Consider the following 21,288-nt stretch of genomic DNA (forward strand, 5'->3'; position numbering starts at 1 on the left):
GTGACAGGGCGGGCCTAGGGCCGCAGGTAAGCCCAGCCCTCACCCTGCTTGATCATGATTTCGGCGGCGCCGGAGGGTACGTAACCGACAGCAGGATTCATGTCTTCTTTGGTCAGTTTCTGGCCGCGCATGGTGTTCTCGCAGGCCGACACTTTCACGCCGCCCCTGACGGCGTCACTCACTCGGTTGCTCACCGGGGCATCGGCCTTGAGCATGCCGATGCCCGGGCCGTAGGCGACGATTTCCACGTCCACGTTGGCGGTGCCCACGTCCTCCTGCAGGTTCTTCGTGTTATTCAGCACCAGGTTCCATTTGGCCGCATCGTTGTCGCTCACCTGGATCACGACCTTGTAGTGTTTTTTTCCTGTAGCCCCCGTCCCTTGTGCATTGGCAGCTACTAAAAAAGTAGCGCCCGCGGTCAGGGCGGCGGATTGGACCAGATTTCGGCGATTCATTTTGGGGGGCTCCAGGACAAGGGGATGGCGATGAATATACGCCGATCCCGCAGCCCTGGCCGAGCGCGGAGTGGCGTTGCCGCTTGAGCGCTCAATCGTCGGGGAATTCCCACTTCTGCGCGCTGGCGCCGGCCAGCTCCTGCACGCGCTTTTCGTCCTGGCCGAATTCCGCGGCGGCGCCGCTGTAAGTGATGGCGCCGCGGTCGAGCACGTAGGCGCGGTCGGCGATTTCAGTGGCGGCGCGCACGTTTTGCTCGATCAGCAGAACCGACGTTCCCGCGTCGCGCGCCGCGACGATCACCTTGAAAACATTCTGCACGATGATCGGCGCCAAACCTTGCGACGGTTCATCAAGCAGGAGGAGTTTCGGGTTCAGCAGCAACACGCGGGCGATGGACAACATTTCCTGCTCGCCGCCAGAGAGTTGTCGTCCCTTGTGGTTCTTGCGCTCGGCGAGGCGCGGAAAAAGCTCGTAAACGCGAGGGATATTCCAGTGTCCCGGGTGGTCCACTGGTACCTTCAGGTTTTCCTCGACCGTCAGGTGGGAAAACACGCGGCGCCCTTCGGGTACCAGGCCGACACCGAGCCGGGCGATGCGAAAGGGCGGCAGGTGCGTCGAGTCGGTACCGAAAATGCGGACCTGACCAGAGTGCGCGGGGGTGAGGCCCATGATGCTGCGCAGCGTGGTGGATTTACCGGCACCGTTGCGGCCTAGCAGCGTCACCAGTTCGCCTTCGCCGACTTCCAGATCGACGCCGTGCAGGACGTGGCTCTTGCCGTAATACGTGTTCAGTCCGTGAACTTCAAGAGCTTTCACGCTTTTCTCCAAGATAAGCCACTTGCACCTTCTCGCTGGCCGCGATTTCGTCCGGCGTTCCCTGGTCCAGCATTTCACCTTCGGACAGCACGGTGATGCGGTCGGCGAGGTTGAAGATGACGCGCATGTCGTGTTCGACGAGCACGATGGTGAGCTTTTGCTTGCGGTGCAGCCGGCGGATCAATACCGCGGTGTCGTAGGTTTCCTGACTGCCCATGCCCGCCGCGGGTTCGTCCAACAGCAGCAGCTTCGGCCGGGTGGCGAGAGCCATCATGATTTCGGCGGAGCGCTGATCGCCGTGCGAGAGTTCGCCCACCTGGCGATTGGCGTTTGCCTTGATCGCGCCCATTTCCAGCAGCTCATCGACGCGCTGCTCGGTGGCGGAAACCTGGCGCCGCGTGCTGAACAACTTCAACCGCAGGCCGTCGGCGACTTCGACCGCGATGCGCAGATTTTCGCGCACCGTGAGCTCCGGGAACACCTCGGTGATCTGAAAGGTGCGAGCCATGCCCATACCCACGCGCTCATACGGCGGCAGGGCTGTGACGTCGGCGCCGCCGAAGACGATGCGGCCGGCAGTCGGCACGTAGAAGCCGCTGATCATGTTGAAGAAAGTGGTTTTGCCGGCGCCGTTCGGGCCGATGATGGCGTGCAACTCACCTTCCTCGACGTGGAGCGATACGTCTTTTACCGCAGCGAGTGCGCCAAAGCGCTGTGTGACGTTGTGGACTTCGAGCAGACTCACGATGTTTTTCCCTGCATCAGACCAGCGATGCCGCGGGGCATGAACAGTACCACCAGCACGAAGATGATGCCGATATAAAACATCCAGTTGTCGGTGATGCTGGAAAGCGAATCCTGCGCGATCACGAAGATGGCGGCGCCCAGCAGCGGCCCCCAAAATGAGCGCATGCCGCCCATCACCGCCATGAGTACGAAATCGCCGGACTGCGTCCAGTGTAGATCGTGCGGGCTGACAAAATTGTTGAGCATGCCGTACAGCGCACCGGCGGCCGCCACGAAGAAGCAAGAGACGGTATAGGCAATCCACATGTGGCGGTCTACCGGGATGCCGAGGAATTTGGCGCGCCGTTCGTTCTCGCGCATGGCGAGCAGCGTGTGGCCGAACGGCGAGCGCAGCAAAATGGCCATGAGCACCGCGCAGACGGCAAACACGGCCAGCACGAAGTAGTAGTAGACGACGCTCGAGGTCAGGTCGATGTTCGCGAAGCGGAGATCAATCGCCAGGCGCTGGAAGGTAAGCCCGTTATCGCCGCCGGTGACCGCGTTCCAGCGAAAGGCGATGAAGTAGAACACCTGCCCGAAGGCGATTGTTGCCAGCGCGAAATAAATGCCGCGCAGCTTGGACAAAAGGTAGCCGACCAGAGCGCCGCCCGCGGTGCCGACCACGACTCCGGCGAGGAATCCGACAGGTGTGCTCGGTACCAGATGCGTGATGACCAGACCGGTCGCGTAAGCGCTCAGACCAAAGTAGGCGGCGTGGCCGAACGCCATCACGCCAGAGTGGCCAACCAGCAGGTTGGTAGCCATCGCGGCGAGGCCGATCACCAGCACGCGGGAAGCAAGGTCGACGTAGCCGCCCACCGGAGCAATCCACAGCGGCACCGTCAGAAGGGCGACCCAGAGCAGGATCACCAAGGCAAAATTGCGTGGGTTCGTGCGAGTGCTCACAGTTTCGTCCCGCCTTCCTCACCAAACAGACCGTACGGCCTAAACAGCAGCACCAGCGCCATCATCACGTAGATGGTGGCCTCGGATGCCGAGGGGAAAAACACCGTCACGACGCCGGAGGCGACGCCGATCAGCAAGCCGCCGAACAATGTTCCGACAAGGCTGCCCAACCCGCCCACGATGACGGCAACGAAGCTCGGCATGATCAGCTGGTCGCCAATGGTGGGGGTGAGGCCGAGCATGCCAGCCGCCAACACGCCGGCCAGACCGGCGAAGAAGATGCCCAGGCCGAAATTGAGGTTGCGAAGGATGCGCACGTCAACGCCCAAAGCTGACACCATTTCGAGATCGAGCGTGCCGGCGCGGATTCGCATACCGAGGCGCGTCTTTTTGAGGATCACAAACAGCGCGCCGACCGCGATCGCAACCAGCGCCACCATGAATACACGGTAGCCGGTGAGGAAGAATAACGTTGAACTGAGCGAAGATTGCAGGGTCTCGGGCACCTTGAATGGCAAGCCCTGCGCGCCCCAGATCATGCGCACCGAATCCTGGATGACGAAGGCGAGGCCGAATGTGAGCAACAGGCCGTAAAGCGGGTCTCGCACGTAAAGCGGCCGGATCAACACCCGCTCGACAGCGATGCCGATCAGCGCCGTGAGGAACGGCGAAATAATCAACGCGCCCCAGAAGCCGAGGTACGGCTCCAGCGTGTAGGCGAGGTAGGCGCCGAGTGCGAGAAAGCCGCCGTGCGCCAAGTTGATGACGTTGGTCAGATTGATGATCAGCGAAAGGCCGAGCGCCATGAGCGCGTAGAACGCCCCAATCACCAGTCCGTTGAAGATGTTGAGAATAATCAGTTGCGTCACGTGCTACCCTCGTTAGCGAACCTCTGCGTGGTCCATTTGTGGCGCGTATATCCCACCCTCAGGTGGGTGCCCTGTGCCGCTGCAAATCTTCGGCAGGGCGCGCGCTACGGCTACGGTTTGCTCTCGCATGGCAAAGGCCAGCCAGTGCCGCGACTTCCTCGCGGCAACATGATGGGCACCACGCGCAACCTGCGCGCGGCTCATTTCTGGCTGAGGCAAGGCGCGCTCAGCTCGGCCATGTCATCTTGCAGTCGGCCTCTTCCACCGTTGGCGCGATGGTCTCGCTTACGATTGTCTCGTCGATGTGGAACAGGTCGTCCGGCGCGCTGCCGGAAGACTGGGCGTGACCCGCCCAGAGCGTGCCGATCAACAGGTGCTGGTTGGCGCGGAAGGTCGCAGGGTGGGGCTGCAGCGCCACTTCTGGCGGCAGCGTGAAGCCGTCCAGCGCCCGCGCCATTTTCACCGGTTCGAGCGACTTCGCATTGTTGGCGGCCAGCGCGCACGCGTGGATCGCCGTGAAACCGAACCAGGTGCGCGCGGTGGGCACACGGCCGGTTTTCTTCTTGATCGCTTCGGTGAATTCCTTGACGTGCGGCACACCCGGCTGGTTCCAGTACCACTCGATTACCCAGTTGCCGATGCGCGCGTTCTGAGGCAGCGCCTCGAGGGTTTCAAGCTCGATGTTGGCTCCGGCGATATGGAATTTCTTGTCGAGCCCAAACTGCACCGCCTGCTTCAGCACGTTGGTCTGGTCTTCGCCGTTCTGCAGAATCACGATCACGTCCGGTTTCGCGGCCTGGGCCTTGATCAGGTAGGAGGAATATTCGGTCGTGCCGAGCGGGATCAGGTCGGTGCCGACATTGGTCGCGCCGTACTTTTTGAAGTTGGCGTTGTAGGCATCGAGCAGACCGTGGCCGAACGCGTAGTCGGGCACCAGGCAGTAGAACTTCTTGCCGAAACGTTTGATGAGCGACGGTGCGATGGCGTTCACGAGCAGCGTGGTGGAGGGATCGACCTGGAAGACGTTCCAGTGGCAGTTCTTCCCGGTGATCGGATCGGCGTGGCCACCCGGATCGATCATGAACACACCTTTTTCGTAGGCTACCGCGGACATCGCAATCGCCAGACCCGAGTTGACGTTGCCGACCAGGAAGTCGACCTTGTCGCGGTCGATCAGCTTGCGCGCTTTCTGCACCGCCACGCCTGCGTCACCGCTGGTTGAATCCTCGACGATAAGCTTGGCGGGGCGCCCGAGGATGCCACCTTTGGCATTGATCTGCTGCACGGCCAGTTCCATGCCGTGCAGCTCGTTGCGCCCGGTGATGGAGTAGGTGCCGGTGAGCGGGTTGTCGACACCGAGTTTCACGGGCTGCTCGCCCTGCGCTTTCACGATGGCGGGAAACGACAGCGACGCGGCGCCAAAGGCCGCGGCCTGCAACGCTTTGCGACGGTTGACTGTCGCGGAAGTGGCATTGTCTTTGCTCATGGATGTCTTCCTTCGTGCTTTTTGTGTCGGACTCGAAACGCGAGCTACTGGATTACATGTCTGCGGTGCGTGCCGCTTTTCCGCTCGCGTTTGTCCTGTATCAAAGTGTGCGCGCCATCGGAATCCTTGTCAAATTGGTGCCCGCGACCGGTCTCAATCGTCGCTGCGCAACTCCAGCGCGGGCAGGCCCAGCGCCACGTCCAGCGCCGCGGCAGCTTTCGCGCCCCGTTTGCGCCGCTGCGCGCGCCAGGCGGACCAGCTGACACCGAGCACCACCAGGGCGCACACCGCCATGAAGCCCGCGCTGATGGGCCGGGTGACAAATACCGACATGTCACCGCGCGAGAGCAGCAGCGCGCGGCGGAAGTTCTCTTCCATCATGGGGCCGAGCACCACCCCCAGCAGGATCGGCGCCATCGGGAAATCGAGCGCCATCAGCACCGCACCGATGATGCCGAAGGCCAGCACCTCCCAGGTCTGGAACAGGTCGTTTTGCGTGGTGAAGACCCCAATGACGATGAAGAACATGGCCGAGGGGAAAAGGTAGCGGTAGGGCACCTGCAGCAGCTTGACCCAGACGCCGATCAGCGGCACGTTGAGCACCATCAGCAGCACGTTGCCGATCCAGAAGCTGGCTATCAGGCCCCAGAAGATGTCCGGATGCTCGCCGATGAGCTGCGGCCCGGGCTGAATGCCCTGGATCAAGAGCGCACCCAGGATCAGCGCCATCACCACGTCGCCGGGGATGCCCAGGCTCAGCGTCGGGATGAAGTCGACCTGGGTCTTGGAGTGGGTCGACGCCTCGGGCGCGGCCACGCCCGCGATCATGCCGGTGCCGAACTTCTCGGGCGTCTTGGAGACCTTGTGTTCCAGCGCATAGGCAATGAAGGAGGTGATGGTGGGGCCGGTGCCGGGCATGGCGCCGAACAGCGCGCCGACGCTGGTGCCGCGCACCATGGGCCAGAACGCCTCTTTCAATTCCGCCATGCTGGGGCGCATGTCGCGCATGCGCAGCGTGGCGGTGCTTTTGATCACCGGCATGCGGTTCACGCTGAGCAGGAAGTCGGCCACGCCGAACACGCCCAGCGCGATGGCCACCAGCTCCAGTCCGTCGCTGAGCTGGGGAATGCCGAAGCTGAAGCGAAACGAGCCGCTGTTCACGTCGGTACCGACCGCGCCGCACAACAGGCCGAACAGCGTCATGGCCACGCCCTTGAGCGGCGAGCCGCGCGACATGGTGGCGCCGGCCAGCAGACCCAGCAGCATGATCGAGAACAGCTCGGTGGGGCCGAACTTGAACGAGATGGCGACCAGCAGCGGCGAGGCAAAAATCATGATGAGGATGCCGACGGTTGCCGCGAAAAACGACGAGATCATCGCGATGCCCAGCGCGGTGCCGCCCTTGCCGGCGCGGGTCATCGGGTAGCCGTCCAGGCACGTCACGGCATGCGCCGCATGCGAGGGCAGATTCAGCAGGATGGCGCCGATGGCGCCGCCATACATCGAGCCGTAAAAAATACCGGCCAGCATCATGATGGCAGGCACGGGGTGCAGCACATAGGTCAGCGGCAGCAGCATGGACATCGCCGACAGCGCGCCCATGCCGGGCATCACGCCGATGAGGTTGCCCACCAGCACGCCGAAGAACGACCACATCAGGTTATGGCCCTGGAATGCGACGCCGAAGCCGAACCAGAGGTCTTGCAGAGCTTGGGAGATCATGAGGGTCAGCCTCCGAAACGGAACAACGGCATCTGCAGCTGCAGCGCCCACCAAAATACAACGCCTGCGATCACGCACATGGCCAGGGCCAGCAGCGCTGCCTGCCGGACCGTGTTGCCGCGGTCACCCAGCGCCGAGATGAACACGATGGCGAAGGTGGCGGGTAACAGGCCGCCATACTCGCCCAGCAGCAAAAACGCCAGGATGCCGGCGATGATGCAGGCGCAGCCGCGCAGGTCCGGCATGCCCTGGCCGTAGCCGTGCCCGGTGGTGGCCGGCGGGCCGTCGTCGGTGCGGGCCGACACCGCGATTGCCACGCCGATCAGGGCCAGCAGCACGCCGACGGCGCACGGGAAGAAGCCGGGCCCCATGCGGGCCAGTGTGCCCAGGTGGTAGCCAGAGGCCGCATAGGCCGCAGCCACACCGACGATGACCATCAGCGCGCCGGCGTAGTAGTCTTTTTTGAATTGGGAGGGAGCGCTCATCGAGCCTCTCCCGACCCGCGCCGCGGGCATGGCCCGGTGTTACAGGGGTATTTCAATCGTGTCTCCTTCGTGGTGTTCCCGGTAGAGCCCGGGGCCCACGCGAAAGTAGGGCGCCAAACTGCTCGGTTCGAGACCCGAAGTCTAGGAATCGAAGCTTCCAATCGCCTTTCGTTCGTGTTTCCGCGCCCCAAAATACGTGTAATTACGAATACGGAAGCGACCGCGGTGTGCCGGCCGGCAAGGTGCTATGCCGGGTCTGCCGGGGCGCTGTGTGCCAGCGGGAAACGGAGTAGGGCTCGCAGCCCGGGTGCGCCGCCGGCGCCATCGCCGTCGGCCAGTTCGATGTCGCCGTCGTTGCGCCTGGCGTAGGCGCGGGCGATGGACAGGCCCAGCCCTGCACCCGGGGTTTGAAGTGTCTTCGCATCGACGCCGGCAACTTGCGCAAAGCGCTCGAACACGCTGTTGCGCCGGGCGGGCGCAATGCCGGGGCCGCTGTCGCACACTTCGGCGCAGACCCGGCCGCCTTCGATCCGGACCGAGACCGTGATGCACCCGCCCTGCGGGGTGTAGCAAATCGCGTTGTGCACCAGGTTGGACAATGCCTCGTGCAATTCAAGGTCGCGGGCGGCAACGGGTGCGGCCGGTGGCTGGGGCGCAGCCGCATCGTCGTTGGCAGCTGCTTCGCCGCGCGCGTCGATCCAGCCGAGGTCCTGGTTCTTCTCGCGCGCCAGCGGCAGGTACTGCAGCACGACCTCGCGCGCCACGCGGTTCAGGTCCACGACAGGCCGGGGCGAAGGGTCGTCCGCCGCCTGGCTGGCCTGCGCCATTGCCAGCAACTGCTCGCACAGGCGCCGGCTGCGCGCGAGCTGCGCGACGATGGCGTGCAGGGTCTCGTGCGCGCGCGTGGCGTCGGGCTCGCGCAGGGCGTAGCCGGCCTGCGTCAGCATGATGGCCAGCGGCGTGCGCAACTGGTGCGACGCGTCGGCCAGAAAGCGGGACTGCCCGGCCAGCATCTGCTGGCGCCGGGCCATGTGGTGATTGACAGCATCGACCAGCGGCACCACTTCGTGCGGCACGCCACGCGCGTCAAGCGGCCTCAAGTCGTCTGGCGGACTGGCCTGCACCGATTGGCGCAGGCGTTCCAGCGGCCGCAGCGACCAGCTCACGCCCAGCCACACCAGCAGCAGGACGACGCCCACCAGGCGGGCGCCCTGCAGCAGTTCCTGGCGCAGCAGGTCGGCCTGCGCCTGCACGCGCGCACCGGTGCCCTCGGCCGCCTGGATCAGGACCTGGTAGGGCCGTGCGTGGCCGTCCAGCACGGTGCGGCGCAGTGCCACCACGCGCACCGGATAACCCTGGTAGTGAGCGTCGTACCAGACGAACGGGCTATCGTTGCCCGCACTGGCCGGCGGCGCTGGCAGGTCGGGCACGCCGATCAGCGTGATCTCGGCGGCGGGCGGTGCGCCGCCTGATCCATCGGGCAGCGCGCTCAACCCGACGTGCAGGAGTTTGTGCTGCGGCCGCGTCACGTCGAACATGGCCTGCACGTCGAAGGGTGCCTGCACGCGGATGGAGCCGTCGGCGGCCAGCGCAATGCCCTGACCCAGGGCGTTCACCGGCTCCAGCATGGCCTGGTCGTAGGCGTCCTGCACGAGGTCGTGCTGGGCGCGGTAGTCGTTCCAGCTGTCGAGGGCGAGCAGCGCCAGCAGGCAAGGCAGCAGCAGGGCCAGCAAGCGCGCGCGGATGCCGAAGCGCCGGCGCTCAGGTCCCGGACGCGGCATCGGCATCGCCTTCCAGCATGTAGCCCAGGCCGCGGATCGTGACGATGCGCACGTCGCTGCCCGCGAGCTTGCGCCGCAGCCGGTGCAGCACCAGTTCGATCGCGTCGGGGCCGGCGCTGCTGTCGTGCGGGAATACCTTGCCCGCCAGCTGCGATTTGCTCACCGGTGTGCCGCTGCGCGCCAGCAGCGCCTCCAGCGCCGCATGCTCGCGCGGCGTCAGCGGCAGCAGCACGCCGGCGAGCATGAAGGCCCGGCTCTCGTGGTCACACGACAGCGAGCCGCAGTGCAGCGGCACATGCGGGCGGCCGCGGCTGCGCCGCACCAGGGCGGCCAGGCGCGCCTCCAGCTCCTCCAGGGCGAAGGGCTTGGTCAGGAAATCGTCGGCGCCCAGGTTCAGGCCGCGCACCCGGTCCTGCAGCGAACCCTGCGCGGTCAGCACCAGCACCGGCGTGCGGTAGCCCGCGTCGCGCAGGTCGGCCAGCAGGGACAGGCCGTGCCGGTCGGGCAGGCGCAGGTCCAGCACCACGGCGTCGTACTGCGTGCCGGCCATGAGTGCCTCGGCCGTGCCCGCATCGGGCGCGTGGTCGGGCACGAAGCCGCTTTGCTTGAGCGCGCGCACCAGCCACGACGCCATCTCGAGTTCGTCTTCCACCAGCAAAATGCGCATGATCGGGGCGGCAGGCCTACTTGAGGATATCGCCCAGGCAGAGGTACTTCATTTCAACGTACTCTTCCATGCCGTGACTGGATCCTTCGCGGCCCAGGCCCGACTGCTTGACGCCGCCGAACGGTACGTGCTCGGTGGAAATCACGCCCGCGTTGATGCCCACCATGCCGTACTCCAGCGCCTCGGCCACGCGGAAGATGCGGCCCACGTCGCGGCTGTAGAAATAGCTGGCCAGGCCGAACTCGGTGTTGTTGGCCGCGGCTATGGCTTCCTGCTCGGCCTTGAAGCGAAACACCGGAGCGAACGGACCAAAGGTTTCCTCGCGCGCGCACAGCATGTCGGCCGTGGCCTCCGAGACTACGGTGGGCTCGAAGAACTGCCCCTGCAGCTTGTGCCCGCCGACCTGGACCCTGCCGCCCTTGGCCACCGCGTCGGCCACATGGCGCGCCACCTTGTCCACCGCCGCGTCTTCGATCAAAGGGCCCTGCACCACGCCGTCCTCGAAGCCGTTGCCCACCTTGAGTTGCTTGACCTTGGCGGAGAACTTCTGGACGAACTCGTCGTACACGCCGTCCTGCACATAGAAGCGGTTGGAGCAGACGCAGGTCTGGCCGGCATTGCGGTATTTGCTGGCCATGGCCCCTTCGACCGCGCTGTCGATATCGGCATCGTCAAACACGATAAAGGGCGCGTTGCCGCCCAGCTCCAGCGACAGCTTCTTGACCGTGGGCGCGCTCTGCGCCATCAGGATGCGGCCTACCTCGGTGGAGCCGGTGAAGCTGAGATGGCGCACCACATCGCTCGCGCACAACACCTTGCCGATCGCGATGCTGTTGGCCCCATCGGCCGAGAGCATGTTGAGCACGCCGGCCGGAATGCCGGCGCGCACCGCCAGTTCGGCGGCCGCCAGCGCGGTCAGTGGGGTCAGCTCGGCCGGCTTGATCACCACCGGGCAGCCGGCCGCGAGCGCGGGCGCCACCTTGCGCGTGATCATCGCCAGCGGGAAGTTCCAGGGCGTGATCGCGGCGCACACGCCGATCGGCTGCTTCAGCACGATCACGCGGCGGTTGTTGTCGTATTGCGCCAGGGTTTCGCCGTTCACGCGTTTGGCTTCCTCGGCAAACCACTCGACAAAGCTGGCGCCATAGGCGACTTCGCCCTTGGCTTCGGCCAGCGGTTTGCCCTGCTCGGCCGTCATGAGGCGTCCCAGGTCGTCCTGATTCGCCATCAGCAGCTGGAACCAGTTCATCAAAATGGCATGGCGCTGCTTGGCGGTCTGGCTGCGCCAGGCCGGCCAGGCGGCGTTGGCGGCGGCAATGGCGGCTTCGGCGTCCTGCGCGCCGAGATTCGCCACGTCCGCCAGTTTGCGGCCGGTGGCAGGGTCCAGCACGTCAAAACGCGAGGCGCCCTTGAGCCATTGGCCATTCACCAGGGCGTCGGTTTTGAGAAGGCTGGGGTCTTTGAGCAGCGAAAGAGGGGCTGTTTTCATGTCCATAAGGGGTCTCCGGAAGGGGGCGCGGCAGCAAGGTCGTACCGCTGACGGGGGGTACCGTTGTTCTGACAACCTTCAAGCATAGCGCGGAAGCCGGTGCGGCGCCGCGCGATGCCCATGGCCTGAAACTTATAATCAAAGGCTGTTCCCAACCACGCATTGACGCGCGATCTGCAGCCCCTGACGGCCGTCGGCATGACAACCCTCAAAAAATGAGCACACCCACTTTCACCGTTGCCGCCATCCGCAAGACCTTCCTCGACTTCTTCGTGTCCAAAGGTCACACCGTGGTGCCGTCGAGCTCCCTGGTGCCGGCGAACGACCCGACGCTGATGTTCACCAACTCGGGCATGGTGCAGTTCAAGGAGGTGTTCCTCGGCACCGACAAGCGCAGCTACGTGCGCGCGGCCTCGGTGCAGGCCTGCCTGCGCGCGGGCGGCAAGCACAACGATCTGGAGAACGTGGGCTACACCGCGCGCCATCACACCTTCTTCGAGATGCTGGGCAACTGGAGCTTTGGCGACTACTTCAAGCGCGAATCGATCCAGTGGGGCTGGGAGCTGCTGACCCAGGTTTACAAGCTGCCCGCCGACAAGCTCTGGGCCACCGTCTACATTGACGACGACGAGGCCTACGACATCTGGACGAAAGAAATTGGCCTGCCGCCCGAGCGCGTGGTGCGCATCGGCGACAACAAGGGCGCCAAGTACGCGTCCGACAACTTCTGGATGATGGCCGACACCGGACCCTGCGGCCCGTGCTCCGAGATCTTCTACGACCACGGTCCCGACATCCCGGGCGGCCCCCCCGGCAGCCCGGACGCCGACGGCGACCGCTACATCGAGATCTGGAACCACGTGTTCATGCAGTTCGACATGCAGCCCGATGGCAGCGTCAAGCCGTTGCCCGCGCCGTGCGTGGACACCGGTATGGGCCTGGAGCGGCTCGCCGCCATCCTGCAGCACGTGCACAGCAACTACGAGATCGATATTTTCGAGGCGCTCATCAAGGCGGCCGCGCGCGAGACCGGTTGCGACGACCTGGGCAACAAGAGCCTGCGCGTGATTGCCGACCACATCCGCGCCACCGCCTTCCTCGTGAGCGACGGCGTGAATCCGGGCAACGAAGGGCGCGGCTACGTGCAGCGGCGCATCATCCGCCGCGCCATCCGCCACGGCTACCAGCTCGGCAAGAAAACGCCGTTCTTCTACAAGCTGGTGCCCGATCTGGTGGCGCTGATGGGCGAGGCTTATCCCCATCTCGCGGCCGAGCAGCAGCGCATCATGGACGTGCTCAGGGCCGAAGAGGAACGCTTCTTCGAAACACTGGAGCACGGCATGGCCATCCTCGATGCCGCGCTGGCCGAGGGTACCCAAGTGCTGCCCGGCGAGGTGGCCTTCAAGCTGCACGACACCTTCGGCTTTCCGCTCGACTTGTCGGCTGATGTGTGCCGTGAGCGCGGCGTCGCGGTGGACGAGGTGGGCTTTCATGCGGCCATGGACCGGCAAAAAGCCCAGGCCCGCGCCGCCGGCAAGTTCAAGATGGACCGCGCGCTCGAATATGCGGGCCTGGGTAACACCTTCATCGGCTACGACCAGCTTGCGCAAGCTACCAAAATCGTAGCGCTGTACGAAGACGGGAAGCAGGTCAGCGAGCTAAAAGCAGGTCAAGCGGGCGTGGTGGTATTGGCGTCCACGCCGTTTTACGCGGAGAGCGGCGGCCAGGTCGGCGACGAGGGCACCATTGCCAGCGACACGGCCCGGTTCGATGTGGCCGACACGCAAAAAATCAAGGCCGATGTGTTCGGCCATCACGGTACGTTGACGCAGGGCTCGCTCAAGGTGGGCGATGCGGTCACGGCGCAGGTCAACACGGCCGTGCGCGCACAAACCATGCGCAACCACAGCGTCACGCACCTGATGCACAAGGCGCTGCGCGAGGTGCTCGGCCCGCACGTGCAGCAAAAGGGGTCACTGGTGAATGCGTCGCGCACGCGTTTTGACTTTGCACACAATGCGCCGGTGTCGGATGTGGACATCGCAGAGATCGAGCGCCGTGTCAACGCCGAAATCCTGGCCAACTCGGCCACCAGCGCGACGGTGATGGACATTGAGTCGGCCAAAAATTCGGGCGCGATGATGCTGTTTGGCGAAAAGTACGGCGATGAAGTGCGCGTGCTGGAGATCGGCTCCTCCAAAGAATTGTGCGGGGGCACCCACGTGCAGCGCACGGGCGATATTGGCTTCTTCAAGATCGTTGCCGAGAGCGGCGTCGCTGCCGGCGTGCGCCGCGTGGAAGCGGTGACGGGCAGCGTGGCGATGGCCTATGTACAGGAGCTCGAAGCCGCCATGGCCAAGGCGGCTGCGGCGCTCAAGACGCAGCCTGCCGAACTGGTCACACGGATTGCGCAGGTGCAGGACCAGGTCAGGACGCTGGAGAAAGAAGTCGCGGCGCTCAAGGGCAAGCTGGCGTCCAGCCAGGGCGACGAGCTGATGGCGCAGGCGGTGGACGTCAAGGGCATCAAGGTGCTCGCGGCCCGGCTCGATGGTGCCGATGCGAAAACGTTGCGCGACACGCTGGACAAGCTCAAGGACAAGCTCAAGACGGCGGCCATCGTGCTCGCCACGGTGGACGGCGACAAGGTCCAGATCGCGGCCGGCGTGACGGCCGACAGCCTGGGCCGCGTCAAGGCCGGCGAGCTGGTCAACTTCGTGGCGCAACAGGTCGGCGGCAAGGGCGGCGGCAAGCCGGATATGGCCATGGCCGGCGGCACCCATCCGGCGGGCTTGGCGGCGGCGCTGGAGAGCGTGCCGGCCTGGGTCGCCAGCAAGGTTTGAGGTGCTATTTAATGAATAGCTATATGTGCATATGGAACAAGGGCTGCAGCACGATATGACTGATATTCCATCTGCACGGCGGCGGTTTCTCAAACATCTGGCCGTGCTCACTGCGGCGGGTGCTGGCGCGGCCTGGGCGAAGGATTTTGAAGTGTCGCGCTGGCCTGCCGGGCAGCGCGCACCGTCGTTGCAAGCCGCCGATCTCGACGGCAAAACCTGGCGCTTGGCCGACTTGCGCGGCCGCGCGGTGCTGCTCAATTTCTGGGCCAGCTGGTGTCCGCCATGCCGCGCCGAGATGCCCTCGCTGCAGGACATGGCCGCGATCTACGGGCCCGACAAAATCGTGGTGCTGGCCATCAACTTCAAGGAATCCAGGGCCACGGCGGCGCGCTTTGCCCAGGCGTCGGCCTTGAGTCTGCCGGTGCTGCTGGACCCCGCGGGCGACATGGCGCGGCAGTGGGGTGCGCGAATTTTCCCCACCACGGTGCTGATCGATGCCGTAGGCCAGCCGCGCCAGCGCGTGCAGGGCGAGGTGGAGTGGACCAGTCAGGCGGCCGAGCAGTTGATCGCGCCGCTGCTGCCGCCATTGCATACCTGAGCCGGTTTCCCCGCGCGCGATAATGCGCACGCTGCCGTGCCGGCCTTGCGGCAGGGCAGCAACAAGGCATCCCGAGGCACCTTGACATGCCCCGGCGACGTCATTTTTTCTCATCCGGAGATCTCTTCATGACCACCGTGCGCCGCACTTTTCTGAAAAATACCGCTGCAGCGGCCGTCGCTGCTGCACTGCCAGCTATCAATTTTGCACAAAACAGCCCGGCCGCCGATGCCGCTGCGCGCCGCTTTGCGCCCAAGCCCGGCGACTGGCGCACGTTTGACGTCACCACACGGGTCGATATTCTGCTGCCGCAAGGCGCCACCCGCGTCTGGCTGCCCATCCCGTGCGTCGACAGCGACTACCAGCGCTCGCTGGAGAGCAGTTTCTCGAGCAACGGCAAGACGCAGCGCATGGCCGATGGCCGCTCCGGCGCGCAAATGCTCTACGCCGAGTTCGCCGCGAGCGAGGTCAACCCCTTCGTGGAGCTGACCAGCCGCGTGCAGACGCAAAGCCGCGCCGTGGACTGGTCGACTACAGGGGGCGCGCGCGAGGATGCCGATACGCTCCAGCACTGGACGCAGCCCACGGCCCTGATACCCACCGACGGGATTGTGCGAAAAACCGCGCTGGAGGCGACCCGGGGCGCCCACACCGACGTGCAGAAAGTGCGCAAGATCTACGACTGGATCGTGGCCAACACCTACCGCGAGCCCAAGGTGCGCGGCTGCGGCGAGGGCGACATCAAGACCATGCTGGAGACCGGCAATCTGGGCGGCAAGTGCGCCGACCTGAACGCGCTGTTCGTCGGGCTGAGCCGCGCAGTGGGCGTGCCGGCGCGTGACCTGTACGGCGTGCGGCTGGCGCCCTCCAGCTTCGGCTACAAGGCGCTGGGGGCCAACCCGGCCGGCCTGCAGCGCGCGCAGCACTGCCGCTCCGAGGTGTTCCTGAAAGGCCATGGCTGGGTCGCGATGGACCCGGCCGATGTCGCCAAGGTCATGCGCGAGGAAACGCCGCAGTGGATCAAGAGCACCCGGGGCGACGTGGTGGCGCCCGTGAACCGGGCACTGTTCGGCGGCTGGGAGGGCAACTGGATGGCCTACAACAGCGCGGCCGACGTGCTGCTGCCTCACTCCAGCGGCGACAAGCTCGGCTTCCTCATGTACCCCGCAGCCGAAAACGCCGGCGGACGACTGGACCCGTATTCACCCGACGATTTCAGGTACCAGATCACGGCCAAAGAGATTCAGGCCTGAGGTTGCGGCAACGCATCGTCTGACGCACCCGGGGTGCGGCGCCACCGGCACGCCTAGCCGATCAGCCCCGACACCGCCGCAAAGACGCCAAAGACGCTGGTCACCACGATCAGCGTACCGGCAACCCATGCGTACCAGCCGTTCAGTCGATGTGGGCCCGTCAGCGCCCTGCGCGCCAGCAGGAACAGAAAGCCGAGGACGACCGGCAGCAACAGCGCATTCATGACCTGAACGGCCACCGAGAGCTTGACGAGGTCGGCGCCGGATGTCACCAGCACGCCGCCGGCGACGAGGACCAGGCTGAAGACGCCGTAGAACCAGGGCGCCTCGCGGGGGTTGTGCTCAAGGGAGCGTTTGTAGCCGGCGACCTCTCCCAGGCCCCAGGCGGCCGTCAGGCACACCACCACGGTGGCGACCAGCGCCGCACCGGCAAGGCCCATGGCGAAGACGATCCGGCCGACCGAGTAGCCGAGCGTCGGCGTCAGGGCATCGGCGATTTGCGAAACGTTATCGAGTTTCACGCTGGTCCCGCTGCCGCCACTGAGCACGGCGCCGGTGGTGATCAGCACGGCCGCCATGATGAGCTGGGTGATCAGCGCACCGATCGCCGTGTCGATGCGCGCGGCCTTCAGGTCGCCCAGGCCCAGACCCTTGTCGACGACGGCCGATTGTTGATAGAAAACCATCCACGGCATGATCACCGCGCCGATGTTGGCGGCGGCGAGATAGAGGTATTGGGAGTCCGCGAGCGGCACCGCGAAAAACTGCGCCGCCACTTCATGAATGTCCGGCGCAGAACGCCATGCCACGAAGACGAACGCGAGCTCGAACAGCCCGAACGCGATCGCCACCCGCTCCACCGAGTGGTAGGAGCCTGTCCACACCATGAAGATGATCCCGGCGATCGTCACGACAATGGCCGGGACCACCGGAACGCCGAAGAGTTGCGCCAGCCCGGCGATGCCGCTGAGCTGGGTCAGCAGCGCGCCCACGCAGGCCACGCACAGGGTTCCGACCGACAGCCAGGCCCAGCCGCGCCCGAATGTTTCGCGGATCAACTCGCCGTGCCCTCGCTGGGTCGCCAGACCCAGGCGAACGGTCAGTTCCTGGACCACAAACAGGATCGGGATCAGCACCAGCTGCAGGATCAACAGCTTGTAGCCCCACTGCGCGCCGCTCTGGGCCGCGGTGATGATGCTGCCGGCGTCCGTGTCGGCCAGCATGACCACCAGGCCAGGGCCGACCACCGCCAGGAACTTGCCGCGGGAGATCGCGGGCCGGACTTGCTGGGTGGGAGACGGGAGGGGGAGCGGCGTGGACATGGGCGACTTCGCAAATGAGAATCAATCTCATTGTAACGCTCCCTTCGATGGGGCTTCAATGCGGCTTCGATGCAGCCTACCCAGCCGTACCGGGATGGCCCAGGCTCAAGCGCTGCGCACTCTCGAAGCGCCGGGCCTGCCCGGTGACGGGGTCAAGAAAGGCGATGGTGCGGGCCAGCAGTTGCAGCGGCCGGCTGAAGTCGTCTTCGGCCCCATCGACGAGGTGGGGGTAGAAGCGGTCGTTGACGATGGGAATTCCCAGCGCCGCCATGTGCACGCGCAGCTGGTGCTTTCGCCCGGTCACGGGCTCCAGCCGGTAGCGCGCCAGCGCGCCACTGACTTCGAGCACGTCGATCCGGGTTTCGGCGTTGGGGGCGCCCGACGCTTCGCACAGCCGGAAAAAGGGTGTACCCGCCACGATCCGGCTGCGGCGCACACACGGAAAGGTCAAGCCGGCACGCCAGGGTGCAATCGCTTCGTACTGCTTGGCGGCTTCGCGCCGGCGGAACAGGGCGTGGTAGGCGTCGCGCGTGGAGGGCTGGATAGCGAACACCACCACGCCGGCCGTGTCCAGGTCGATCCGGTGGATCGGCTGGAGCGTGGCGATGCCGAGCTTGCGTTTCAGGCGCACCAGCAGGGTCTCCTGCAGGTAGCGGCCGGACGGCGTTACCGGTAAAAAGTGCGGCTTGTCAACCACGACCAGGTGCTCGTCCTGGTACAGCACGACCTCATCGAAGGGGATGCGCGGCTCGCTCACCAGATCGCGGTAGTAGTACACCCGCAGGTGGCCTTGGTACGCGCGAGTCGGCGTGACCGGCACGCCGTGCTCGTCCACCACGTGCCCCTCGTGCATGCGCTGCAGCCACACGGCCCGCCCGATCGCCGGGAAGCGCTGCACCAGAAAATCCGCGATGGTGGGCCAGTCGCCTGCGGGCAGGCCGACGCAGCTCGGGCCGACGCCGTTGCGGGTCGGCGGCAGGGCGCGGCGGGGCGGCGTGCTCACTGGAGTACCTTCGTGCTGCGCACTGCGGTGCGAGCTTGCTTGGGAGCGGCCCGGCGCGGCGCTCACACCCGCTCGAACACCACGTCCCACACGCCGTGGCCGAGCTTGATGCCGCGGTTCTCGAACTTGGTCAGCGGGCGGTAGTCGGGCTTGGGCGCAAAGCCGTCGCCCGCTGCATCGGCGGTGTTGCGCAGCAGCGGCTCAGTGCTGAGCACCTGCAGGATTTGCTCGGCATAGGGCTGCCAGTCGGTGGCGCAATGCAGGTAGCCGCCAGGCTTGAGGCGCGCGGCAAGCTTGGCCACCAGCGGGGCCTGGATCAGGCGGCGCTTGTTGTGCTTCTTCTTGTGCCACGGGTCGGGAAAGAAGATGTGGATGCCAGCCAGGCTGTGCAGCGGCAGCATGTGGTCGATGACTTCGACCGCGTCATGCGCGAGGATGCGGATGTTGGCGAGGTTCCGCTCATCGATGCGCTTGAGCAGGGCGCCGACGCCGGGCGGGTGCACTTCGCAGCACAGGAAGTTTTTGTCAGGCATCAACGCCGCGATGTGCGCGGTGGCCTCGCCCATGCCGAAGCCGATCTCGAGGATGGTCGGTGCGCTGCGGCCGAAGGTCCCCGCCAAATCGATACCGTGCCCGGAATACGGCAGCACAAATTTCGGCCCCAGATCGGCCAAAGCCTTGGCCTGGCCGGTGGTGGTGCGGCCGGCGCGGCGCACAAAGCTGCGAATGCTTTTGGGGTGGGCCACGCCAGGCGGAGCGGCGGCGGGAGCGCAGGAGGGAGCAGGAGCGGCGGTCATGAGGAGTCTGGATTGTAGAGATGCCGCCACGCGCCCACCCACGCGGCCAGCGCCTCGGCCACCGTGCCGGTCTGCGGCGGCAAGCCCAGCACGGCGGCCGCGGCCGCCAGCGCGTTGAAGGCGCTCGCCGCGCTGGCGGTATCGAGCGCCTGCGCACCGTTTTGCTTGGAGAGCTTTTCACCGTTCGCCGCGCAGGCCAGCGGCGTGTGCAGGTAGGCAGGCAGGGGCAGTTGCAGGGCGCGCTGCAGCAGGATCTGGCGCGGCGTGTTGTCCGCCAGATCCACGCCGCGCACCACGTGGGTGATGCCCTGCGCCGCGTCGTCCACCACCACGGCCAGTTGGTAGGCCCAGAGCCCGTCGGCGCGCTTCAGCACGAAGTCGCCGACCTCGGCGGCCACGTTTTGCTGCTGCGCACCGAGGCGGCGATCAATCCAGGCAACGATGGGGCTTGCTATCGAAGGTGTAGCTGGCTGCGTAGATCCAGCAAGGGCTACAGGCATTTTTTCTTCAAATTTTTCCGTGAGGAAGCGCCACGCGCGTGCGCGCCGGCCCTGCAGGCCGTGGCGGCAGGTGCCGGGGTAGACCAGCTCGGCGTGGCGCGGGCGCTGGACCCCCAGGGCGGCGAGCGCGTCCTCGATGTCCTTGCGCGAGCAGGCACAGGGGTAGGCCTGGCCACTGGCTACGAGCTTGTCAAGAGCACGCTGGTACAAGGCCTCGCGCTGCGACTGGATCAGCGGCGGCGCATCGGGCAGCAGGCCGCAGGCCGCGAGTTGCGTCAGGATGAGGCGGTCCGCGCCGGGCACGCAGCGCGGCGTGTCCACGTCCTCGATGCGCACCAGCCACTGGCCGCCGTGCGCCCTGGCATCGAGCCAACTGGCCAGCGCGGCGACCAGCGAGCCCGCGTGCAGCGGTCCGGTCGGCGACGGCGCGAACCTGCCTATGTACGCCGTCATGCTGCCCCTCTCTTCACGCCATGGACAGCGCCAGTTCCAGCCCTGACACAAACGCGTCTTCCACGCGGTGGCCGATCAGATAGTCGCCGCACAGTCCCAGGCGCGCCTTGGCGTCCCAGACGTGGGTCTTGCCCAGTGGCTTGAGGGTCTGCGCATAGCGCCAGCGGTGCACCTCGGCGTGGCCCGGTTCGGTGCGGATGCCGGTGACTTCGGCAAACGCCTTGAGCAGCTTGGCCTGCACGCGCGGGGCGTCGTCTTCCAGGTGTTCGTGCGACCAGGCGTCGCTGGCCTGCACGGTCCAGCGCTCGATGGCGCCGCGTCCCGGCTTGGACGACTCGCGCGCCAGCCAGGCGATGCGGTGGTGCGTGCTGCGCGCCGCGTTCCACTGCGGGCCCAGATGCGTCAGCGTGGGCTGCACCGCCTGCGGAAACGCCAGCATCAGCGTCCAGCAGGGAGCGACCCGCACCGCGCTGATCTGCTTCGCGAGCCGCGAGCCTTGCCTTGAATTTTGCAGCAGCTCCTGCGCCTGCGCCGAGGGGGTGGCCAATACCACGGCGTCAAAACCCGAGAACACGTGCTGCGAATCCTCGGCGCCGCTGGTGCGCAACTGCCAGTGCCGCGCGCTGATCGGGTCGGGCTCGATGCGCGTGACCCGAGTCTGCAGCTCCACGCTGCCAGCCTCGTGCAGCGGCTGCGCCCACTGGGTCGGCAGCGTGTTCATGGCGGGTGCCGGCACCCAGTGCGGCTCGCGCGCGGGCAGGCCGGCGGCGGTCACGCGGCCGTACGTGTCGAGCACGCGCACAGTGTTCGCGCTCCATGGCTTGCAGGCGCCGGGCGTGGTGGCCAGCGCCTGGGCAAAGCGCGCATCGCGCACCGTGAAGTACTGCGTGCCGGGGTCGAAGGTGCCGAACGGCGTGTCGCGCGTGGCCATGCGCCCGCCCACGTCCTGGTTCTTGTCGAACACCGTCACGCGATGCCCGGCCTGCACCAGCGTGCGGGCGCAGGCGATGCCGGCCATGCCGGCGCCGATCACGGCGATGTGGCGGGGGACCTTCGAGG

Annotated in this window: 19 protein-coding genes; 3 read left to right on the plus strand and 16 right to left on the minus strand. The window is 65.9% G+C overall.

The genetic code is table 11. From position 1 onward, the window contains the following. Positions 1-14 precede the first annotated feature (14 nt). The 11 genes from B0E49_RS19820 to B0E49_RS19870 all read right to left on the minus strand — a co-directional run bounded on the left by B0E49_RS19820 (position 15) and on the right by B0E49_RS19870 (position 11,469). Positions 15-455, minus strand: coding sequence for a DsrE family protein (locus B0E49_RS19820; RefSeq protein WP_077564530.1), 441 nt, complete (start codon positions 453-455; stop codon positions 15-17). Positions 456-546: 91 nt separating this feature from the next. Further along, positions 547-1,272, minus strand: a complete 726-nt coding sequence (locus B0E49_RS19825) for an ABC transporter ATP-binding protein (protein ID WP_077564532.1) — start codon at positions 1,270-1,272, stop codon at positions 547-549. After that, complete coding sequence (locus B0E49_RS19830) at positions 1,259-2,017, minus strand: ABC transporter ATP-binding protein (protein WP_077564534.1); 759 nt, start codon at positions 2,015-2,017, stop codon at positions 1,259-1,261. The genes B0E49_RS19825 and B0E49_RS19830 overlap by 14 nt, the downstream gene beginning before the upstream one ends. Beyond that, on the minus strand, positions 2,014-2,931 hold the full coding sequence (locus B0E49_RS19835; RefSeq protein WP_286138157.1) for a branched-chain amino acid ABC transporter permease: 918 nt from the start codon (positions 2,929-2,931) through the stop codon (positions 2,014-2,016). The genes B0E49_RS19830 and B0E49_RS19835 overlap by 4 nt, the downstream gene beginning before the upstream one ends. A 29-nt stretch (positions 2,932-2,960) precedes the next feature. Then, positions 2,961-3,833, minus strand: a complete 873-nt coding sequence (locus B0E49_RS19840; RefSeq protein ID WP_077564538.1) for a branched-chain amino acid ABC transporter permease — start codon at positions 3,831-3,833, stop codon at positions 2,961-2,963. 226 nt (positions 3,834-4,059) lie between these two features. Next, on the minus strand, positions 4,060-5,319 hold the full coding sequence (locus B0E49_RS19845) for an ABC transporter substrate-binding protein (RefSeq protein WP_077564540.1): 1,260 nt from the start codon (positions 5,317-5,319) through the stop codon (positions 4,060-4,062). Between the two features lie 153 nt (positions 5,320-5,472). Beyond that, positions 5,473-7,041: a tripartite tricarboxylate transporter permease gene (locus B0E49_RS19850; RefSeq protein ID WP_077564542.1), complete on the minus strand. Its 1,569-nt coding sequence runs from the start codon at positions 7,039-7,041 to the stop codon at positions 5,473-5,475. A 5-nt stretch (positions 7,042-7,046) separates the two neighbouring features. Then, on the minus strand, positions 7,047-7,526 hold the full coding sequence (locus tag B0E49_RS19855) for a tripartite tricarboxylate transporter TctB family protein (RefSeq protein ID WP_286138158.1): 480 nt from the start codon (positions 7,524-7,526) through the stop codon (positions 7,047-7,049). A 245-nt stretch (positions 7,527-7,771) separates the two neighbouring features. Further along, positions 7,772-9,307, minus strand: coding sequence for a sensor histidine kinase (locus tag B0E49_RS19860; protein ID WP_502688717.1), 1,536 nt, complete (start codon positions 9,305-9,307; stop codon positions 7,772-7,774). Further along, the gene (locus B0E49_RS19865; RefSeq protein WP_077564546.1) at positions 9,288-9,974 is read right to left on the minus strand and encodes a response regulator; all 687 of its coding nucleotides are present in this window, start codon (positions 9,972-9,974) and stop codon (positions 9,288-9,290) included. The genes B0E49_RS19860 and B0E49_RS19865 overlap by 20 nt, the downstream gene beginning before the upstream one ends. Positions 9,975-9,990: 16 nt before the next feature. Then, positions 9,991-11,469, minus strand: a complete 1,479-nt coding sequence (locus tag B0E49_RS19870) for an NAD-dependent succinate-semialdehyde dehydrogenase (RefSeq protein WP_077564548.1) — start codon at positions 11,467-11,469, stop codon at positions 9,991-9,993. Positions 11,470-11,678: 209 nt separating this feature from the next. Here B0E49_RS19870 and alaS point away from each other — a divergent pair, with 209 nt between their 5' ends. The 3 genes from alaS to B0E49_RS19885 all read left to right on the plus strand — a co-directional run bounded on the left by alaS (position 11,679) and on the right by B0E49_RS19885 (position 16,154). Continuing rightward, a complete protein-coding gene (alaS, locus tag B0E49_RS19875; RefSeq protein ID WP_077564550.1) occupies positions 11,679-14,303 on the plus strand; it encodes an alanine--tRNA ligase in 2,625 nt (874 codons plus the stop codon). 55 nt (positions 14,304-14,358) lie between these two features. Then, positions 14,359-14,901, plus strand: coding sequence for a TlpA family protein disulfide reductase (locus B0E49_RS20775; RefSeq protein WP_077564571.1), 543 nt, complete (start codon positions 14,359-14,361; stop codon positions 14,899-14,901). 128 nt (positions 14,902-15,029) lie between these two features. Beyond that, entirely contained in the window at positions 15,030-16,154 is a 1,125-nt protein-coding gene (locus B0E49_RS19885; RefSeq protein ID WP_077564552.1) for a transglutaminase-like domain-containing protein, read from the plus strand. A gap of 53 nt (positions 16,155-16,207) precedes the next feature. On the opposite strand, the gene B0E49_RS19890 is transcribed toward B0E49_RS19885, so the two are convergent. The 5 genes from B0E49_RS19890 to B0E49_RS19910 form a co-directional block, all read right to left on the minus strand. After that, entirely contained in the window at positions 16,208-17,476 is a 1,269-nt protein-coding gene (locus B0E49_RS19890; RefSeq protein ID WP_077564554.1) for an Nramp family divalent metal transporter, read from the minus strand. A 76-nt stretch (positions 17,477-17,552) separates the two neighbouring features. After that, complete coding sequence (locus tag B0E49_RS19895; RefSeq protein WP_077564556.1) at positions 17,553-18,479, minus strand: pseudouridine synthase; 927 nt, start codon at positions 18,477-18,479, stop codon at positions 17,553-17,555. A 62-nt stretch (positions 18,480-18,541) separates the two neighbouring features. Beyond that, complete coding sequence (gene trmB, locus B0E49_RS19900) at positions 18,542-19,276, minus strand: tRNA (guanosine(46)-N7)-methyltransferase TrmB (protein ID WP_077564558.1); 735 nt, start codon at positions 19,274-19,276, stop codon at positions 18,542-18,544. Further along, positions 19,273-20,229 (minus strand): tRNA glutamyl-Q(34) synthetase GluQRS, encoded by a 957-nt coding sequence (gene gluQRS / locus B0E49_RS19905; protein ID WP_077564559.1) that lies wholly within the window; start codon positions 20,227-20,229, stop codon positions 19,273-19,275. Before gluQRS ends, trmB begins: the two co-directional genes overlap by 4 nt. Before the next feature lie 13 nt (positions 20,230-20,242). Beyond that, the coding region (locus B0E49_RS19910) for an NAD(P)/FAD-dependent oxidoreductase (protein WP_502688718.1) at positions 20,243-21,288 on the minus strand (1,046 nt) is incomplete at its 5' end.

The sequence above is a fragment of the Polaromonas sp. C04 genome, from assembly GCF_002002705.1.
Classification (GTDB): Bacteria; Pseudomonadota; Gammaproteobacteria; order Burkholderiales; family Burkholderiaceae_C; genus Rhodoferax_A.